The sequence below is a fragment of the Maribellus sediminis genome, from assembly GCF_011799805.1.
Lineage (GTDB): Bacteria > Bacteroidota > Bacteroidia > Bacteroidales > Prolixibacteraceae > Draconibacterium > Draconibacterium sediminis_A.
On the sequence record NZ_WXUB01000004.1, the window covers coordinates 441633 to 455594 of the forward strand.

Sequence of the window (13962 nt, forward strand, 5' to 3'; positions counted from 1 at the left end):
GAGCCCCGAAGCCTCGGGACGTAGTTGACGTACCACCAAACCCCGCCCTGCAATATGTACTGTGTTATGTGGTGTTTTTTATTCAAAATTTACTATTAACCTTTCTGTCATTATTTTTCTCTCATCAAATTCAATTCCCAGTTTGTCGTGAAAATACATTAGTATCTTGTCTCTTTTTAGACTTGGGACTTTAAAAGAATAAAATTTTGAGTCCTTAATATTGTTTTCAAAAACCTGTCCTTTTACAGAAAAGTTGAATGCTTTAAAAACACCATCTAAATCATTTCCCATAAATTCAACATAGTCTTTTCCAAGTCTATATTTCCCATCATTTTCATTAACCTGTTTTTGTTCAAGTTTTTCTTTATCGACAAGTCTGGTTACATATTTTTGCAATTGAACACTGTCATAGTTGTATTTAAAATCAAATTCTCCACAGAGTTTATCCAGGATTTCGTTTTTGTGTAATTTATAATTTCCAATAGAGTCTTTTGGATAATAAGAAAAATTGAACCTTTTTTTAGGACTTTTCTCTGGATTGCTAAACTCGCTGCTGTTAATATTTTTTTGAGTTAGAAATAATAGAATATCATTTAGTTTATAATTGTAAATAATAATTGTGTCATGGTAAAAGTCAATTCCTGTTTTAACACAACCCTTTGATGAATTTATTGCCATCTCAATTTTGAAATCTTTCGTCTCATAGAATAATGATTCCTGTTCCCAATTTTTTGTAATTAATCTCAGTGCAAGATTCTTGAAGAGAAATATTGCCAGTATAGAGATTATTAGAATTATTAGTACTCGTTTGGTATTCATAAGTGTTTATCTATAATTTATGGGCTGCATTTTTCAAATACCACATAACAGTGGTGGTATGAGGTCGTGGCGGTCAGACGAGAGTCTGACCAGTCCGACCGAAACTGAGGTAGGCACGAGATTCGACTTGTCGCCCCGAAGCTTCGGGGCGCACAAACCCAGCCATGCCTTATACCACGTGTTAGCGGTAGTTATTATTTATTATTTCTAAATTTATCAATTATCTTCCTTATATAGTTTGAAATTGTTTGAAGGTCCTTTTTAATTGAATCTTTTTCGAACAGACTTGTAGAAGACCTTATAAATTTTATATCCTTTCTTATTGAATCTTTTTCGAATTGACTAACCTTGCTTTTTAATTCAAGAATTAGATTGGATGCCTGTATATTTATTTTTTCCGATTCAGGTTGATTATTCCAAATCTCCTTTAAATCTTGCCAAATATCGTTTTGTTCTTTACTCAACATAAAATTATAATTTATTGGTGATACAATTCAGTAATATTTTTCTTATTCTTTTCATTTTTACGGCGATATGATTTTCTGTCAAACCCGTAATTACTGCTATGTCTTTATAAGGTAATCCTTCTAAATAAAGAATAATTATGGATTTATTATTTTCCTCTAATAAGGATATGCAAGAAGCAAGAGCTTTATACTTTTCTTGTTGACTTTTATCCTGTGGAACCTCAACCGGAATAAATTCAATAGATTCTAATCGAACAAATTTTTTATTTTCAGTTACTGATTTTTGTTTCGAACGAAGGCAAACATTTAGGGTAATTTTATAAATCCAAGTATTGATGTTTGATTTCCCGTTGAAAGTTGAGAATGATTTCCAGATTTCGCTTACTACATCTTGAAAAAGGTCTTGCGGTTCTAATGGATGTAAGGAATATATTTTACAAATTCGGTAAATTCTATTTTTATTGAATTCAATTATCTGTTCAAATGTAACCGATGATTTGTTTTGCATTTAGTATATTTTTAACTCTTCACATGTATTAGTTACACGGTTTATTAAGATATGACGAAAAATCAAAATTAATTTCGGGATTTCTGGAAGAAATCCTGTCAGACCCGCAGGAAAGTTGGCGCAAGGTCTGACTTGTCAGACCGCTAAAACCCCCGCCTGCCATATACAAATTGTTACAAGCTGGTTTTTTATTTTTTATTTAATTTCCAATAGTCAAATCCAATTTTACTCTTATAAAAATCAAGACTCATCGAATCTCCTATATTTTCTTTTTCCCAAATTTTTCGATGACATCTTATCTCCACTGGTCTATTATTTATAACAAAATGAAGTTTATTATATCCAGCTGACATATATCGATATTGTCTTTCTGTCTTATTTGTTATTCTTGCTTTGTAAGTGTTTTGCAATGTTGCATTTAAAGAATTGAATTTTACTCCCATTAGAAGAAAGATTCCAATAAATCCCATCGCAAAAAACAATTTTAATTGAGAGTAATCTTTTACTTTTTTGTTCACTCTCAATACAATAGGTTTAAGTTTCGAAGAAATTAGATAACTTAAAACAACTCCGATTCCACCAAAAAGGAAACTAAATTTATATGGAGTCACGTAGTTCTCAATATCTCCAGCCCAAATTGCTAAAGCAATTCCATAGAATGGAGACAACATAAATATTATCCCAAAGATTATATATAGGACTTTGTCTTTCATTGTCTTTTTTTGCTTTTTAGGCATTTGCTGTAGACTTACTTAAAATTGAATATCATCTGCAATATTTCTAATATTGTCATTATGTTTTTTTCTTGCTTGCTCCTCTCGTTCTCTTTTTAATTTCTCTTGTAGCTTAATCTCTTTATATCTTTTGTTAACAGTCTCCACAACAAGTTTTAAAGTGTCTTTATGATATTTTTTAACTTCCTCAATTGTTGTCCCATCAAGAATAATTTTGTTACCACTAACATACCCGATTCCTGGTCTGTGCATACTTGTGCATGATGGAGGTCTGTCCCAAGTAAGTCTAAATAATTCAGACCATTGATAGTCAGGTCTTTTGTTTAATTCGAATGGAATTTTGTATAAAGCACTTCCCGGACTCCCGTCATTTAAAGGTTCTCCGACCTCATCCACTAAGATTCCTTTAATTCTAATTTCGTCCGTTTCTGGTTCCGGGATTTTCGTTGGTTGTTGTATTGTTTTTGTTGGCTTATATTGCCCAAGTGGAGGTGCTGTTTCTCGAATATTTAAAATTGTTGTAATTAAGTCTTTAAAGTTACTCTCTATATTTGCCAACTCACTTAAGTCAATATAGTATTTGCCAGAAATCCAAGTTGGTGCAGATTCTTTCCAATTTCCTTTTCTTAAGATTGGAATGAATTTTAGCTGGTTTTGGTTTTGAAAAACCTCTCCAGTAATAATATCTCCTTCATATCCGACACCGCCTTCTCTCTTGTCTGATTTACTTTTGTATTTTGGTGTACATATTATCAAAACATAATCGATTTCACGAATAGACTTCTCCATGAAGTTTGGTAATTGGTCTCCGGGTACAATTTCCCACTGGTCTAATTTTACATCAACTCCATTGTCACGGAGTCTTGATGCCAAGCTTTTTACCCAATTTTTGTGTTCATCATCTTCCCATGAATAGGAAATAAAAGCTGTCGGATATTCATTCATGTTTCTTTGTTTTAAACTTGCTGATAACGGTCACTTGCAAGTTGTCGTTGCGGATTTCGAAGAGCGTCAGTGTCCGACGGGACATGACGGTCAAGAAAGGAGCAGAGACAACGCACACCACTGCACCCGCAATGCAATTTGCAACTTGTTAACGGCTGGTTTTTTCTTTTTTTCTATTTTCTTTTATTTTCCTTATTCTCTCGACTTTATCATTAATAACTTTTATTTTGCTTGACAATGTCCAAGTTTTTGTTTTGTCAATCAACTCTTCAAGTTCAGACATATGGACATAAAAATCTCTAAAATGTGTTTTGTGCGGGCTTTCTATTAAGTCTTCTACTGCTTGTCCAATTTTTTCATAGACTTCAAACAATATGTCAATTTTAACAAAGTCTAATGATGAAATTTTTATTGATGTAGCATTATTTACGTCGGTGTTCTCAGAATTCAACGCCGCAGCCCATTGACCATGGGCGATTTTGTTTCTAATCTGGCTTGGTTCAATTATGAAGTTGTTTAAGTGCCTTTTTAATATTAGCTTTTTATTTTGAATTTCTCCTGAGTTGCTCATTTTATCAACACTAGAAAAAGCCAATTCGATACACTTCTGCCATTGCTGTTCAAGGTTTCTTTGTTTTACAATTTGATTTATATAGCTATCTGAAAATCCATAGGGTGTATGTATCATTTTTAGGAAACAAGTCTCTGCAAATGAAGAATACAGTAAAGCATAAAGTTTTGTTAGAACTTCAAATGAAGATTTATCACTATTAATTATGACTTTATTAAAAAGTCTTTTTAAGCTTTTCCTCTGTTTTTTTAGTTCTCTTACGTTTGAAACGCTTGCTTGATAAATTTTTAGCATAAAAAAAAGGCTTGTAATGCGTACCAATGGTTACGCATTACAAGCCCGGAGTCGAACCGGGAACTACCATTGCTGGTCGCTTTGCCTTATTAAGCTACAAGTTCATAGCAAAAATAGGCAAAATCAGTAAATGACAACCAAAGGAACAGTTAAATTATTTTATTCAATGTTACATCTTATCTCTTTGTTTTAAAATTCCGATAACGTTTTTTATTAACATGTCTTTCTAACAAAAATTCATAATGTATATATTCTACTCCGTCCTTTTTTAAACAGCATTCCGAATATTTTTTTGTCGAATTGCATGGACAATAGTCTTCGGGTTTTATGTCTTTATAATTTTCGTGGGGAGCATATTTCCTTCGTGTTACTAAATCCCACCTTTCAAAAGGATGTTTAATAGTTTCAAACAGATAATTTATAACTGTATAATCATAATGGTCAATGGTTTCACCATCGTCACTCTCCTTAATAAATGGGACAGTATATTTGTTTACAGGATTTTCTACAAACGCAATACCCAATATGTCTGATTTTGTTACGACTCGTAAACACATTTCTCCGAGGTAAATTTCTCCAACCTTATGAGGGCAAGGATTTCTGGGAGTTATTATTTTATCACAAATATTACACTTCACTTCTTTTTTTATCATTTCAATGCTAGTGAACATTCTGTATGGAAAAATAGCTTGCAAGTTTTTTACATTTCTTTCTATTTGTGATAATCTATATAAGTTATCTTTAAATGGAAAGTGTGGTTTCAAAAATTGAATACTGATTTCAATATTCTCGAGTTTGCACCAACCTTTGTAATACTCTTTATTTTGTATGAGTTTAAAAGCCTCTAGATAATTTTTATGTATTTTGACTATCTCCTCATAAATCCAATATTCCTTTGATTTGCTATCATCATTTTTAGCAACATAATTGTGTTTTAAAGAAGTTATTTCTGTTAAAAGAGAATCTAAATCGAGTGAAATATCTCCCAAACTAGCTAATTTTGAGACTACATTATTTTGCATCCCACAATTTTTTTATTGATTCAGTAATATTCTCTACTTGGTTAGCTGGACCTTCATAATTAAATTCTTTCGTAACCTTACTAGAATCTTCAACTATAATGGTAAACTTAACTTCAGGGATTTCTAAATATTTCTTTGGCGATTCCTTATCAGTATTTTCTATATAAACTTGATGTGCTTCATTTGTAGGTTTTATAATGGTATCGTAAACATATGATGATAAAACTGCTAGAAATACAGGAAGAGCAACTGATTTTACTATAAACTTTCCTAGTCTTTTATAATTGCTATGTAAGGCAAGTTCTTGATATAGTTCATCGGCAATACAAATATCAACTGAAAACTCCTTATCAATTTTTTCTTTAAAATAGGAATATATTGCTTCTGTTCCTGATGGAAAAGTTGCTTCATTTTCCCTTCGTTGACCGATAAATGGTAAAAATAAAATAGAAGCTTTATTTAGGTCTTCTTTAATTTCAGCAGAAACAAAATCACTGTTAATCCAATACTTAAAATCTTCCTTTGTTTCTTTTAATTGTATAAGAGATTCTATGTTCATATGCTTTAGTTTAAACTTGCCGTTAACGGTTGGTACATGTTGTCGGGGCGGATTTCGAAGAGCGTTCCTGTCCGTCAGCTGACGGACACGGAACTGCGAAACGAGCCCCGAAGCCTCGGGGCGCAGTTGGCGTACCACCGAACCCCGCCCTGCAATATGTACTGTGTTAGCAACTGTTTTTATTTTATTTTGAGTTTTAGTATGTCTCATACTCAACTGCATATAAGTCGAAACCACCTTTCCCTCCTGACCTGTTTGATGAGAAAATCATTAAGTTATGTCCTAATACATCGAATGTTATTGGTCGAAATTCATCTTTACTTGAATTTATTTCACTCCCGAAATTTTCAGGTTCTGTCCATGCTCCATTTATATAAAATGAATACCATAAATCGTAACCTCCATAACCTCCTTCTCTGTTTGATGCAAATACCATCATATTATCTTCGCCAATAAACGGACATTTATCGTCACCAGTACTTGATAAAGTTTCTATTTTAGTTATTGAATCTATATCTCCACTGACTAATGCTTCACTTGTAATTACAGAATTGAAGGAAGCATTAAAAATATTGAATACTCCGTCATTTTTATTACTGCAAAAAATTAAATTCTTTTTATCTGCCGTTAAAGTTGGATAAAGGTCATCGGCATATTCATTGATTTTAGGGATTGATTTTGGTATTGAATCATAATTTTCTCCTTGCTCATAATACCAACCTGTCATATCCATGAATTGGATGTCATAACTAGAGGAATTTTCTGTAGAATACATAAAGATTAAATTCCCTCCAGTGGCGGTAAAATATGGACCAAATTCATTTTTGTCGGAATTGATGTTACGAATGGCGACTTCAAAATCATAAGGAAGGTCAAAATTCAGTACCTCGCAAGTGAGATTACCGCTTGTTGAGTCTTCGATATAGTACAAATTTGCATAAACCAAATCAAAATTTTCGCCTTGGCTATTTCTGTTTGATGAAAAAATAATCCAGCCACCTCGTTCTCCATCTGGTTCCCAATTTGAATTGTAATCATCATATTTTGTATTAAGAGCACCCAAATTGGTTGGAGTTTGAGTTATAATTGCAGATTTTTCAATAACGTCTTCATCGTCATTCCAAAAACATCCCGTAAGTGAGATGGTCACAATTAGTAGGAAAATAATTTTTTTCATTTTGGTTTTTTTTGGTTGAAACATTAATTTTTAAAATATCATCGTTTTGTCTTTTTTAAACTTGGCGGTAACGGTTGGTACATGTTGTCGGGGCGGATTTCGGAGAGCGTTCCTGTCCGAAGGACACGGAACTGCGAAACGAGAATCCGCAGTTGGCGTACCACCGAACCCCGCCCTGCAATATGTACTTTGTTACCTGCTGGCTTTTAATTCTTTTGCATTGTTTTCAATTAAGTTTAACATATCTGAATCGAATCCAATAGGAATTCTTTCTAATCCAGACATTATTTCATTCTCGTCATTGATAATTACGAAAGGAGAATAATTTTCTTTTATCATGATTTTTCCCAATATCGCATATGAAACTAAGTTCTCATTTTGCGAAATACCGTAATCTTTTTTTGCTTGAAGCTTTTCTAATACCGTTTCAAGAATCTGTATTCTTTGATTTGAGTTCGTTTTATTCAACAACTCGTCCTGAAGCATAAAGAATTCAATTGTTTGAAAAGAAATTTGAATTGGAGTTTCTATTTCTCCGATAAATGGAGGATAATAATTTTTGTCGCAATTTAAAGACATTAGCTTATATCGTTCTGTAATAACATTAAAGAAATCCGTTCTGTCATAAAGTTCGTCAAATCCATTGTTTTCGGATTTAATTCTCTCAAATCCGTCCTGTTGTAGATTAAATGCACCATAGTCAAGTATTAGCGGATATGTCAATAAAGTTTCCAATAAACCCTCTGTCGAAATTGATTTTATTTTGCTACTTGGGATTTGGCAAGCCTGTACCTTTTCGGTTGATGATTTTAAGTCTGCCCATTCATCCGTTCCTGGAACAATTGGGTATTGGTAAGTGTCAGAAATGGAGAAAGGCATACACTCTCCTTGTTGAATAACAAGTTCGTCTTTATTACAACTAAGCAAACCAACTAAGACAATTGTGTAAATCAATGTTTGAATTTTTTTCATAATTTGGTTTTTTATTGATTTCTTTTCCCAATTAGATGATTTTCAATCCATAATGGTTGCTTTTTTTAAGCTTGCAGGTAACGTATGTGGAACCCAAAACTTTGGGTTATTTCGCTATTGTCAATTTGGGTTATACCCCCGATTTGGGTGTGTAACCCAAGTTTTTGTCTAAAGTAGCTCATCCAACGGATTTTTAAAATTCTTAAAATTATGTTCCGTAACATGGGTGTAACGTTGAGTGGTTTTTAAACTGTCGTGCCCAAGCCATGCTTGAATAAAACGGATATCCACGCCTTGTTCAAGCTGATGCGTGGCAAAACTGTGCCGCAACATATGCGGATGAACACGTTTTGTTATGCCTGCTTTTTGTGCGGCAGTTTTCAACAAGATAGAGATATTCTCGGGTGAATAAGGTCCACCCTTTTGTCCTTCAAATAACCAAAAACCAGGCTTGTACTCACGATGGTATTGTCTTAGTAATTTTAATAATCCCTCCGAAAGCTGCACATACCTGTCTTTCTTTCCTTTAGCACCTGAAATCTTTATCATCATTCGTTTCGAGTCAACGTCTTTAACTTTCAGATTAACCAGTTCACTTCTTCGTAATCCACACGAATAAATTGCCGATAGTAAAGTTTTGTGCTTCAGGTTTTCGGTGGCTTTTAAAATAGCTCCCACTTCTTCCTTACTCAATATGTCAGGTAAGATTTTTTCTTTTCTCGGACGCTCTATTTCATAAACCTGCCTCGCTTTTCGCAGGACTTTTTCATAATAAAACTTAATAGAGTTTATCCTTTGGTTTTGCTCGCTGGTAGTAATATCCCATTTATTTATGAGTGCCAGCAAGTAGGCATTGATTTCATCTCCGCTTACTTCGTTCAGATCTCTTTCACTAAAATAGTGCACGAAATCTTTGAAATAGGCAGAGTAGGTTTTTTGAGTGCTCTGGCTGTATCGTTTTTGTTTTAGCAGCTCAATATATCCTTTAGGCAATTCGGTGGACGATCGATGCGAATAATCCCGGCTGGCTTTTTGCAGAACCATCGGCTTTGTTTTGATTTTTAGCGCTGCATAATCAATATAAGCTAAATCCTTCAGTCCCTCGAAAAAACGTCCCAAGTTGAATTCATCTTTTGCAATAAACCAACACGCTAATGATTTACTCCACCTTGCCGGAAACAATTCTTTTAGCCGGTCGTTTATTGCCGGATGATATAAAAAGCGAACAAGAACAACCTCCTGCTGTTGGTGCTGACTATTTTCAAGCGTTATTTGCGGGCGTAGGGTCAATGTTTTTGGTTTTTGGTTCTGATGGTTACCGGAATAAAAATAAACATAATTTCTGAAAATGCAGCGATGGTAATCATTTGATGGCAAGGGGGGTACTTAATTTAAGGCACAAAAAAACCGCCCCGTCTGTTTGACGAAGCGGTTTTGCTATATCGTTAAGAAATAAGCTTACTTCTTGTAGATTTTTTTGTAACCGTAAATGGCACTTGCACCCAGTTCTTCTTCAATACGAAGCAGTTGGTTGTATTTAGCCATACGGTCAGAACGGCTCAACGAACCGGTTTTGATCTGGCCCGAGTTGGTAGCCACTGCAATGTCGGCAATGGTTGAATCTTCGGTTTCGCCCGAACGGTGCGAAGTTACTGAAGTGTAACCTGCGCGGTGAGCCATTTCAATAGCATCCAGCGTTTCGGTTAAAGTACCAATCTGGTTTACTTTAATCAGGATAGAGTTGGCTGCATTCAGTTCGATACCTTTTTGCAGGTACTCAACGTTTGTTACGAACAGGTCGTCGCCTACCAGCTGACATTTGTCGCCGATCAGTGCGTTTAGTTTTACCCAACCGTCCCAGTCGCCTTCGTCCATACCGTCTTCAATTGAATCGATAGGATATTTAGCGATCAGTTCTGCCAGGTAAGCGGCTTGCTCGTCGGAGTTACGTTTTACACCGTTTGGTTCGAAAATGCTGTAATCGTAAACGCCGTCTTTGTAGAACTCAGAAGAAGCACAGTCCATTGCAATTGATACATCGCCACCGTCTTCGGCACGACCCGGTTTGTAACCGGCATTTTTAATTGCAGTTAGGATTGATTCGATAGCTTCTTCGGTACCACCTAACATTGGAGCGAAACCACCTTCGTCGCCAACTGCGGTAGAAAGTCCTTTTGATTTTAATACTTTAGCCAGTGCGTGGAAAACTTCAGCTCCCATACGCAATCCTTCGCGGAAAGAAGTAGCTCCGATCGGACGGATCATGAATTCCTGGAAAGCAATTGTAGCATCAGAGTGAGATCCACCGTTGATGATGTTCATCATTGGAACGGGCAGAGTTTTTGCGTTAGCTCCACCAATGTAACGGTACAATGGCAGCTCTGAATATTCGGCAGCAGCTTTAGCTACAGCCAAAGAAACACCCAACATAGCGTTGGCACCTAAATTCGATTTTGTTTTCGTTCCGTCAAGTTCGAGTAGTTTTGTATCGATGGCAACCTGGTCAGTTGCGTCCATACCAATCAGTTCTTTGCAAATGATGGTATTTACGTTTTCAACAGCTTTCAAAACACCTTTACCCAGGTAACGGCCTTTGTCGCCATCACGAAGTTCGAGTGCTTCGTTTTCTCCGGTTGAGGCACCTGAAGGTACAGCTGCACGGCCAAAAGCACCGCTTTCGAGCAGTACTTCAACTTCTACGGTTGGGTTACCACGTGAATCTAAGATCTCTCTTGCTTTTACATCGCTAATTAACATCTTGAGTAGTTTTTATTGTTTAACTTGTAATTTGTTATTTGCAGTAAATCAGGTTATTAAGTCCTGTATTTTTTGGCAGTCCAAAGGTAGTAATTTCTTGCACACCAGAACAGGGGGAAAATACCTGAAACCGTTGATTTGACATTGGGTTAACTTAAAAAGTGTTAATATGACAAGCCGCAAGCCGCAAGCCACAAGCTTCGAGCTTTGAGCCGCGAGCTTCAAGCCTCAACTTCGGGCTTCCATCTTCCAACTTCTCGCTTTCTACCTGTACTTTTCGCCTTTTTCGTAGCGAACTACACTCAGTTCCTGGAAAGTTACCAGTCCGCCGCGTTTACTGGCTTGCATAATCTTGTTGATGGTTTCAATAAATTTGTCGAGCCGTTCAATGTTGTCGATGATCTCGACGATCACCGGCAGATCGTTCGATAGCGCAAATATTTTCATGGTATGAATGGAGTGACTGGCTCCGTAAGACATTATTCCCTTGTAAACAGTTGCCCCTGCCAATCCTGCATTCCGGGCTTCGAAAACGATTTCCTCGAACAGTACCCTGCCATTAATCTTGTCCGATTCGCCAACATAAATTTTTAAGATTCCGGTTTTTTCTGAAATGTTCATAGCGTTTGATTTTTTGTGGATGACAATCAAACTTGTTTACACAGTTCAGCGAACGGAAGTTTCAGAATTGAGTGAAATTTCTTCATGATTTGGTTGCATGATTTTTAGTCGAACCAATTCTGATGTGGGAGTAATATAGAACATCAATCCGAGTGCCGCAATGATAACCATCCGCATTTTCATCTTTCGGTTAAACAGGAATAATTCGGACTTTTTAACCAGGATTAGGCTAACCATCAAAACTACCAATATGGCAGTTGTTGAGCCAATAATCAAAAAAAGATCAGAATATTGCCAACGTTCAATTCTAAACAATATCCCAATTATTGTTACGCTTAAACTCCAGTAACCTATTTTAAACAGAAATAATTCCATTCTCAATGCCTTTTCCGGTTTTAGGTAGGCCATTAAGAAATATAAAAGAGCTAATGTGGAAAGAATCATGGTAATAAAAACTCCAACCTGAATATCTGATAAAATGCGTAATACGAAAGTTACAAGTAACAAAAGCGTTAATACAAGTTCATAGCGATCAATTTTCGGAATAATCCAACCGGCAATTTTTTCGAAGTGTTCATTTTGAATAGGAAGGTTCATAGTAGTGTTCTTAGATAGTTGGTTAATTAGACATGGTGTTAAATCGTTGGTAAATCCCTTTAAAATATGGCCTTTACCGCAATCATACCAAGATACACCGCCAGCAGACCAAAAAAGAGGCTTCCACCTACATTCAGGATTAACTGCCCGTAAACGCCTTCTTTTAGCATGGTGAGGTTGTTGTAAGCAAACGCTGAAAAAGTAGTAAAACCGCCACAAATACCCACTGCCAGGAACAATCGCCACTCGGCACTCAGCAAGTTGCCTTTTTGTGCCAGTGCGAAAACCACACCGATAATAAAGCTGCCAGCAACGTTAGCCACAAAAGTTCCCCAGGGAAAAGTGCTCGACATATCGCGCTCAACAATCAGCTGCACCAGGTAGCGCATTACGCTTCCGATAAAACCACCGGTACCAACTATCAGGAGTGTTCGCAACATATTTTACGTATTTTAGAAGCTCAAAAATAATAAAATGATCGCACGTTTCCTTTTTGTTTTGCTTTTTGCCTTTGGCCCGCTGTTAATTAGCGCCCAGCAAAGCTTTGAAAAATCGCTTCAAGACGTATTAAACAAACCGGAATACCAAAATGCTTCCGTTGGGATTTTAGTTAATGATCTGGAATCGGGGAAGGAGCTTTTTGACTTGAATGCCGAAAAGTTGTTGATCCCGGCTTCAACCATGAAACTGATCACTACCGCCAGCGCCATCCGCATTCTTGGTGACGATTATCGCTTTGAAACAAATATTGGATATACAGGAAAAGTAAACCGAAATAAGGTACTTAAAGGCGACTTGGTGTTAACAGGAGGTGCCGATCCTGCATTGGGATCAGAGTATTTTCAAAACCATTATTTTCATTTTTTGCAAAACTGGGCACAACAGGTAAAAAATGCGGGTATCGAAAAAATTGAAGGCAACCTCGTTCTGGATGCTTCGATTTATGATTCGGAAAAGATACCGGCTACCTGGATTTGGGAAGATATGGGAAATTATTACGGTGCCGGTGCCAGTGCTTTTACTGTTTACGATAACATGTTCCGGATCACGTTCCGGTCGCCGGCAACGGTTGGCAGCCCAACAAAAATTATTGCAACCTATCCAAAAATCGATGGAATGACAATCAAAAATGAAGTGCTTTCCGCAAATGATAAGCGCGATAATGCTTATGTTTTTGGCAGTCCGCTGGATAAAACACGGGTCATTCGTGGTACTATACCGGCCAACCGAAGAGCATTTACCATTAGAGCGGCCATGCAACATCCCGAAGTTGCACTGGCGGCCGATCTGCAACAGGCGCTGCTGGAGAAAGGTATTTTTATCAGTGGGGAAGTGTTGCTTGAATCTGTTGATCAGAAGAAAGTACAGAATATTTTTATCCAGGAATCTCCAACACTGGCAGAGATTACCAAGGTGCTGAATTACGAAAGTGTGAACCTGTTTGCCGAGCATTTCTTGAAACAACTTGCTGTTGAAAAATACGGCATCGGGAACCGGGAAAAGGGAATTGAATTGGTGAAGAAATACTGGCAGGACAAAGGTTTGTCTGCTGATGCTATTTTTATGGAAGACGGCAGCGGTTTGTCGCATTTCAATGCGGTTTCGCCTGCGTTTTTTGTTGATTTAATGACGAACATGGCCAATGATAAAGCCTTTGTAGCCTCGCTACCCGAAGCCGGTGAAGGCACCTTGTATTCGTTTTCGAAGGCCAATTTCCCAGGCAGAACTTTGCAGGCCAAAAGCGGCAGCATGACCCGTGTTCGTTGTTATTCCGGTTATTTGCAAGCCGATTCAGGAAAACAGATGGTATTTTCCATCATGTTCAACCACTTTTCGGGATCGCACTATAATCTGACTAAGGAAATCGAGGACTTATTGTTGGTGTTAAAGAAGCAGAATTAGTCGGTAACTGAAAGCAT

17 protein-coding genes are annotated in these 13962 nt (G+C 36.6%); 2 read left to right on the forward strand and 15 right to left on the reverse strand.

The annotated features are described in order from the left end of the window. Window positions 1-78: 78 nt before the first annotated feature. The 11 genes from HFD85_RS16575 to xerA form a co-directional block, all read right to left on the reverse strand. Window positions 79-819, reverse strand: coding sequence for a hypothetical protein (locus HFD85_RS16575; protein WP_167612425.1), 741 nt, complete (start codon window positions 817-819; stop codon window positions 79-81). A 194-nt stretch (window positions 820-1013) separates the two neighbouring features. Then, complete coding sequence (locus HFD85_RS16580; RefSeq protein ID WP_167612428.1) at window positions 1014-1286, reverse strand: hypothetical protein; 273 nt, start codon at window positions 1284-1286, stop codon at window positions 1014-1016. 4 nt (window positions 1287-1290) lie between these two features. After that, window positions 1291-1794: a sigma-70 family RNA polymerase sigma factor gene (locus tag HFD85_RS16585; RefSeq protein ID WP_167612431.1), complete on the reverse strand. Its 504-nt coding sequence runs from the start codon at window positions 1792-1794 to the stop codon at window positions 1291-1293. A gap of 188 nt (window positions 1795-1982) precedes the next feature. After that, on the reverse strand, window positions 1983-2507 hold the full coding sequence (locus HFD85_RS16590) for a hypothetical protein (protein WP_167612434.1): 525 nt from the start codon (window positions 2505-2507) through the stop codon (window positions 1983-1985). Between the two features lie 39 nt (window positions 2508-2546). Further along, entirely contained in the window at window positions 2547-3473 is a 927-nt protein-coding gene (locus tag HFD85_RS16595) for a toll/interleukin-1 receptor domain-containing protein (RefSeq protein WP_167612437.1), read from the reverse strand. A 148-nt stretch (window positions 3474-3621) separates the two neighbouring features. Beyond that, window positions 3622-4338 (reverse strand): hypothetical protein, encoded by a 717-nt coding sequence (locus tag HFD85_RS16600; protein WP_167612440.1) that lies wholly within the window; start codon window positions 4336-4338, stop codon window positions 3622-3624. Window positions 4339-4514: 176 nt separating this feature from the next. Further along, the gene (locus HFD85_RS16605; protein ID WP_167612443.1) at window positions 4515-5360 is read right to left on the reverse strand and encodes a hypothetical protein; all 846 of its coding nucleotides are present in this window, start codon (window positions 5358-5360) and stop codon (window positions 4515-4517) included. Then, window positions 5350-6129 (reverse strand): hypothetical protein, encoded by a 780-nt coding sequence (locus HFD85_RS16610; RefSeq protein ID WP_167612446.1) that lies wholly within the window; start codon window positions 6127-6129, stop codon window positions 5350-5352. Before HFD85_RS16610 ends, HFD85_RS16605 begins: the two co-directional genes overlap by 11 nt. After that, complete coding sequence (locus tag HFD85_RS16615) at window positions 6116-7096, reverse strand: PD40 domain-containing protein (protein WP_167612449.1); 981 nt, start codon at window positions 7094-7096, stop codon at window positions 6116-6118. The genes HFD85_RS16610 and HFD85_RS16615 overlap by 14 nt, the downstream gene beginning before the upstream one ends. A 192-nt stretch (window positions 7097-7288) precedes the next feature. After that, window positions 7289-8068 (reverse strand): hypothetical protein, encoded by a 780-nt coding sequence (locus tag HFD85_RS16620; RefSeq protein WP_167612452.1) that lies wholly within the window; start codon window positions 8066-8068, stop codon window positions 7289-7291. Between the two features lie 168 nt (window positions 8069-8236). Beyond that, window positions 8237-9187, reverse strand: a complete 951-nt coding sequence (xerA, locus tag HFD85_RS16625; RefSeq protein ID WP_240925065.1) for a site-specific tyrosine recombinase/integron integrase — start codon at window positions 9185-9187, stop codon at window positions 8237-8239. A gap of 35 nt (window positions 9188-9222) precedes the next feature. Here xerA and HFD85_RS21770 point away from each other — a divergent pair, with 35 nt between their 5' ends. Next, window positions 9223-9414: a hypothetical protein gene (locus HFD85_RS21770; protein WP_240925066.1), complete on the forward strand. Its 192-nt coding sequence runs from the start codon at window positions 9223-9225 to the stop codon at window positions 9412-9414. A gap of 112 nt (window positions 9415-9526) precedes the next feature. Here HFD85_RS21770 and eno read toward each other — a convergent pair whose 3' ends face one another. The 4 genes from eno to crcB form a co-directional block, all read right to left on the reverse strand. Next, the gene (gene eno, locus HFD85_RS16630; protein WP_167612458.1) at window positions 9527-10825 is read right to left on the reverse strand and encodes a phosphopyruvate hydratase; all 1299 of its coding nucleotides are present in this window, start codon (window positions 10823-10825) and stop codon (window positions 9527-9529) included. A 264-nt stretch (window positions 10826-11089) separates the two neighbouring features. Then, window positions 11090-11446, reverse strand: coding sequence for a DUF190 domain-containing protein (locus tag HFD85_RS16635; RefSeq protein WP_167612461.1), 357 nt, complete (start codon window positions 11444-11446; stop codon window positions 11090-11092). 45 nt (window positions 11447-11491) lie between these two features. Further along, the gene (locus tag HFD85_RS16640; protein WP_167612464.1) at window positions 11492-12043 is read right to left on the reverse strand and encodes a hypothetical protein; all 552 of its coding nucleotides are present in this window, start codon (window positions 12041-12043) and stop codon (window positions 11492-11494) included. A 59-nt stretch (window positions 12044-12102) separates the two neighbouring features. After that, window positions 12103-12483 (reverse strand): fluoride efflux transporter CrcB, encoded by a 381-nt coding sequence (gene crcB / locus HFD85_RS16645; RefSeq protein WP_167612467.1) that lies wholly within the window; start codon window positions 12481-12483, stop codon window positions 12103-12105. A 34-nt stretch (window positions 12484-12517) separates the two neighbouring features. Between crcB and dacB the strand changes: the two genes are divergently transcribed. Continuing rightward, the gene (dacB, locus tag HFD85_RS16650) at window positions 12518-13945 is read left to right on the forward strand and encodes a D-alanyl-D-alanine carboxypeptidase/D-alanyl-D-alanine endopeptidase (protein ID WP_167612473.1); all 1428 of its coding nucleotides are present in this window, start codon (window positions 12518-12520) and stop codon (window positions 13943-13945) included. Window positions 13946-13962 lie beyond the last annotated feature (17 nt).

Bases quoted from the DNA above. Each gene is read 5' to 3' on its own strand.
- HFD85_RS16620 (WP_167612452.1), bottom strand. From the start codon at position 8,068: ATGAAAAAAATTCAAACATTGATTTACACAATTGTCTTAGTTGGTTTG.
- HFD85_RS16590 (WP_167612434.1), bottom strand. From the start codon at position 2,507: ATGAAAGACAAAGTCCTATATATAATCTTTGGGATAATATTTATGTTG.
- HFD85_RS16580 (WP_167612428.1), bottom strand. From the start codon at position 1,286: ATGTTGAGTAAAGAACAAAACGATATTTGGCAAGATTTAAAGGAGATT.
- HFD85_RS16595 (WP_167612437.1), bottom strand. From the start codon at position 3,473: ATGAATGAATATCCGACAGCTTTTATTTCCTATTCATGGGAAGATGAT.
- eno (WP_167612458.1), bottom strand. From the start codon at position 10,825: ATGTTAATTAGCGATGTAAAAGCAAGAGAGATCTTAGATTCACGTGGT.
- HFD85_RS16575 (WP_167612425.1), bottom strand. From the start codon at position 819: ATGAATACCAAACGAGTACTAATAATTCTAATAATCTCTATACTGGCA.
- HFD85_RS16585 (WP_167612431.1), bottom strand. From the start codon at position 1,794: ATGCAAAACAAATCATCGGTTACATTTGAACAGATAATTGAATTCAAT.
- HFD85_RS16640 (WP_167612464.1), bottom strand. From the start codon at position 12,043: ATGAACCTTCCTATTCAAAATGAACACTTCGAAAAAATTGCCGGTTGG.
- HFD85_RS16600 (WP_167612440.1), bottom strand. From the start codon at position 4,338: ATGCTAAAAATTTATCAAGCAAGCGTTTCAAACGTAAGAGAACTAAAA.
- dacB (WP_167612473.1), top strand. From the start codon at position 12,518: ATGATCGCACGTTTCCTTTTTGTTTTGCTTTTTGCCTTTGGCCCGCTG.
- HFD85_RS21770 (WP_240925066.1), top strand. From the start codon at position 9,223: ATGATTTACTCCACCTTGCCGGAAACAATTCTTTTAGCCGGTCGTTTA.
- HFD85_RS16635 (WP_167612461.1), bottom strand. From the start codon at position 11,446: ATGAACATTTCAGAAAAAACCGGAATCTTAAAAATTTATGTTGGCGAA.
- HFD85_RS16605 (WP_167612443.1), bottom strand. From the start codon at position 5,360: ATGCAAAATAATGTAGTCTCAAAATTAGCTAGTTTGGGAGATATTTCA.
- HFD85_RS16615 (WP_167612449.1), bottom strand. From the start codon at position 7,096: ATGAAAAAAATTATTTTCCTACTAATTGTGACCATCTCACTTACGGGA.
- HFD85_RS16610 (WP_167612446.1), bottom strand. From the start codon at position 6,129: ATGAGACATACTAAAACTCAAAATAAAATAAAAACAGTTGCTAACACA.
- crcB (WP_167612467.1), bottom strand. From the start codon at position 12,483: ATGTTGCGAACACTCCTGATAGTTGGTACCGGTGGTTTTATCGGAAGC.